The following is a 4,372-nucleotide window of genomic DNA, read 5'->3' as shown; positions in this document are numbered from 1 at the left end:
TCCAATGCCAGCTCACTGTTGGCGCGGTAGATGATCCTTTGGAAAAAGAAGCAGATCATATGGCCGATACTGTTATGCGCATGCCGGAACCTTCTTTTATTCAGCGTAAATGTGCGCATTGCGAAGCAGAGGAAAAAGCGCAGCGCAAACCGCTGGCCTCCTTTATTCAAAAGAAAGGGGGTGAAGGCGGCACCCTGGCCAGTACTACCGTCAGTAACCAGATCCAGTCCAGCAAAGGAGGTGGCAGCGCCCTGGAAGCCCCCACGCAAAGCTTTATGGAAAGCCGCTTTGGTGCAGATTTTTCCGGTGTACGCATTCATACAGACCATAACGCTATACAACTTTCCCGTGAGCTGAATGCCCAGGCATTCACCGTAGGTAATGATATTTATTTTAACAGCGGTAAATATTCACCCGAAGCATCGGACGGTAAACACCTGTTAGCGCATGAGCTAACGCATGTCATACAGCAGAACGGCAGTGGCAATACTGCGCATATTGCTCCCCGCATACAAAGGCAGCTTGCGCCAGGTGGCGTACCGGTTACCCCGCAGCAGATTGCACAAATGCACGCGCTGTTACAGGATGTAAATGCGCTCATGCGCGCCGGCGCCCTTGCTGCAGAAGAATCTGCAGCCATTACCGCCGCCACTGCCGAAGCAGAAGCAGCTATCGTAACTGCTACAGAAATGGCCGCGGCAGGCAGCAGCGCTATTGCAGCAGGAGAAACTGCCTTAGTAGGTGCAGGCGCATTAGCTGCCGATGATGTTACCGGTGTAGGCGTTGCAGATGATGTAGCCATTCCGTTTGTACTCATAGGCGCTGCAGTTGCTTTTGGAGTTGGTTTTGCAATTGGTTATTCCGCAGCTGAAATAGCAGCTGCCTGGCGTATAGCCGCAGCGGCAGTAGCCCGCGCAGTAGAGCTGATGCGGCATGCGCTGGACAATCCATTACCGGTGCCAACCACACCGCCTGTGGAAGCTCCTGAACCGCGTACCCGCCGCCGCAGAGATCCCCGGCCGGAGCCTGAACCGGAACCTGGGCCAGGGCCTGTACCGGAACCACGGCCTGAACCGGAGCCGCGCCGCCGCAGGCGCAGGCAATGCTCACAGGAACCTTGTGAAATGCCATTGCCTATTGCCTGGCCGGCAGAGCTGCCTTACCCTCCCTTGGTACGCTGGCTGCAACGCACTAACGCAGGCGACCGTGAATGGGAAGGTGTGGAAAGAGGCGCAGAACAACGCCGCTTCCGCGAAGAGCTGGATGAAGCCAGAAGACGGGGCATACCGCCACCACAACCCTGTTTTGAAAATGATGCGGAACCCAATACACCGTATGATGCACACCATACACACCCGCTGTATATCGGAGGAGAAGATGCACGTTATAACCTGTGCGCTGTAGAAACCGGGCAGCATATGCGCGGGCACCGGCGGCTGGATAATCAAACACCTTTTCTTGCGGAATATATCGAGTGCGGTATCTGCTCGCCTTTTCTAAAAGATCATCCCTCCGGACAGGTATACGAAATTGTGGCCACTAAATAACATGCACGAACCAGCATCCATAGCACCCCAAACAAAGATCACCCCGGCTGCAGCCGGTCCGGAGCTTATAACGGAAACGGATGTACCGGAGATCATGCGCATGCCCCAAGCCCCTTTTTTACAACGCAAATGCGCACATTGTGAAGAGGAGGACCAGGTACAGCGCTCACCGCTTACTTCCACCGCACCACAGCCAATCATACAACGCACTCCTGAACATTTTATACCTGAAGTAGTAGCCGCACAGCTGCGGGAAGCCATGGAAGGCCTGGGTACCGATGAAGATGCCATTTACGCTGCACTGGGCGGCCGTACGCAGGCGGAGGTAGATGCCATTGATATGGCCTACCAGCGCCTTACGCGGCGCAGCTTGCAGGCCGATCTTGTTGACGAGCTCACAGAAGGAGAATTGCTCCGCCTGGCAGGCGTATCTACTCCCGGCGCCACTACGCCGCAGGCACAGGCAGCGGTAATTGCCGATCAGCTGCGGAATGCCATGGAAGGTTTAGGCACCAATGAAGAAGCTGTGTACGCGGCGCTTGCCGGCCGCACGCCGGAAATGATGACCGCCATCCGCGCAGCTTACCAGCAGCAAACCCACCGCAGCCTGATGGACGATCTGCGGGACGAGCTTACGGACAGTGAATATGCCCGGGCCATGCTGCTCATGAATGGCAATTCATTAGCGCAGCTATTACCCTATATAGGCAGTGATGGCATATCGATCGGCACCGCAGCCATTGAAAGCTCTGATGAATACCGCACCTTAATGGACCCGCAGCAAACCTGGCAGCAAAACTACCAGGTAACAGCGGATGAAGCCCGTGTAATAAGCCTGCTGATCTTAAACCACCTGCGCAATGGCGGGCGTTTCAGCTGGCAAAATGATGGGGTGAACTTTGTGCAGGCTGCAAGGCAGCGTTTACAGCATACCGCCATCAGCCAGCAAAGCCATACAGACCGCCTGGGCATTGAGATCGGCGTGGTCACCGAGCAGGAAAGCATACAATTATTCAATCAGCTTAGCCAGCTTACTTTCTTTACAGAAAGCGGTACGGAAGCACCCGTTACGTTCCATTACCCGGCTAATGCATGTTATACACGCGCTTATTTTATGGAGCAGCGGTTAACAGCCCTGGGATACGCATCCCGCAAAGAGTTTGTAATATCCATGCAGCCCGGCGGGCTTACGGTAGGTTCCAATTATTCCAATGATACCAGGGCCCCCGGCATGCCGGCCACTACCAACTGGTGGTATCACGTAGCGCCGGTAATATCAGTACAGCGGCCTAATGGCACGGTGGTACAAATGGTCATGGATCCTTCGCTGGACAATCATCCCATCACCATCGCTGAATGGACAGCGAAAATGCGGCCGGTAAATGATTTCCGACCCATGACCCTGGAACAGGTAAGGGATTATGTAAGCAGCAACAGTGGTAGCTTCAGCGGCATAGGTAACATTACTTATGAGGCAGACCGGGATAGTTATTTTGTTGGCGACTGGCGTAATGCACCTGCCGGGATGGCCGCATTAACAGATATGCGCAATAAGCTGCACGAGATCTCAACATACGCTACAGCCGTACCTGCACAGGAGCTGGCCTTCTTTATACGTAATGCATTAACCGCAGCGCCGGTAGATGTACCGGCTTTGGTGCAGGGGATCCACAGCGCTCCCCTGGCAGTAAGGATGGATTTTATGAACCGTTTTCCGAATTTAATGACAGATATTTACCACAGGTTATCTGTGAGCGAAAGTTTAGATATCATTACAGCATTTACCACACCCTGATCATGAAAAGTGTTATACTTGCCGCGCTGATATGTTGTACACTTTCATACCAGCAACGCCCTAAAAAACAAACCGCGAAGAAAATGAACCAGCAGGAAGAATTTTACGGAACACCCATGTTCCTTGACCTGGAAGATGATGGCGCGCACCTGGGCTTCCAGGAACATGCGGCCCTGTTCATTATTCCAGGGTCGGACAAACATTTTAACGAATGGGTAGCACAGGTAAAAAAAGCATTAAAGGATAAAACGAAGCTAAAAGTACGAACCAGCAATCAGCAGATCACTGCACTGGAATAAGCAGTAATTATACATACCCCAAAAGTAAAAGCTGCCATGAATAAGTCCGCTGAAACTGCGCATACCCCGGCGGTTAGTGCTGCGGCCCAACGCGATGTTTCGCCTATGTACACACAAACAGAGCAGGATGCAGAGCCGTCCCTGTTATTACAGCCTGTGGTACAATGCAAGCTCACCGTTGGTGCACCTGATGATCCTTTGGAGCAGGAAGCAGATAATATGGCCGATACCGTTATGCGCATGCCGGAACCATCCTTCATTCAACGTAAATGTGCGCATTGTGAGGAGGAGGAAAAAGCGCAGCGCAAACCATTGACCTCCTTTATTCAAAAAAAAGCAGCAGAAAGTAACAGCAGCCCGGTTAGTGAAGCGGTAAGCAGCGGCATACAGGCCAGCCAGGGCAGCGGCAGCGCCATGGCGGCACCTACGCAGCATTTTATGGAAAGCCGCTTTGGCGCAGATTTTTCAGATGTACGTATTCATACCGGTAATGATGCAGCCCGGTTATCAACACAGCTGAATGCACAGGCATTTACCGTAGGCAATGATATTTATTTCAACAGCGGGCAGTATACACCGGAATCAGCACAGGGTAAACACCTGTTAGCACATGAGCTAACCCATACCTTACAGCAAGCTGACATAGCCCGCAAACCGCTTATACAACGGCGTTTCAGGCCCAGTGAGCTGATGCCGCCGGGCGGCACATCGCCGGGCAACCCTATTACCTC

Annotated in this window: 4 protein-coding genes; all 4 read left to right on the top strand. The window is 53.0% G+C overall.

Annotation, left to right across the window (positions count from 1 at the left end):
* A partial coding sequence (locus tag VIM87_RS30655) for a DUF4157 domain-containing protein (RefSeq protein ID WP_332000672.1) occupies positions 1-1,547 on the top strand: 1,547 nt, incomplete at its 5' end.
* A 1-nt stretch (position 1,548) separates the two neighbouring features.
* On the top strand, positions 1,549-3,342 hold the full coding sequence (locus tag VIM87_RS30650; RefSeq protein ID WP_332000671.1) for a protein-glutamine glutaminase family protein: 1,794 nt from the start codon (positions 1,549-1,551) through the stop codon (positions 3,340-3,342).
* A gap of 2 nt (positions 3,343-3,344) precedes the next feature.
* Positions 3,345-3,641, top strand: coding sequence for a hypothetical protein (locus tag VIM87_RS30645; protein WP_332000670.1), 297 nt, complete (start codon positions 3,345-3,347; stop codon positions 3,639-3,641).
* Positions 3,642-3,677: 36 nt separating this feature from the next.
* Positions 3,678-4,372 (top strand): DUF4157 domain-containing protein (locus VIM87_RS30640; RefSeq protein WP_332000669.1); only part of this gene is annotated, 695 nt, incomplete at its 3' end.

The sequence above is a fragment of the Chitinophaga sp. genome, assembly GCF_036569125.1.
Taxonomy (GTDB): domain Bacteria; phylum Bacteroidota; class Bacteroidia; order Chitinophagales; family Chitinophagaceae; genus Chitinophaga.
The sequence above is the reverse complement of the archived record's forward strand: the minus strand, read 5'-3'. Positions and strand labels throughout refer to the sequence as shown.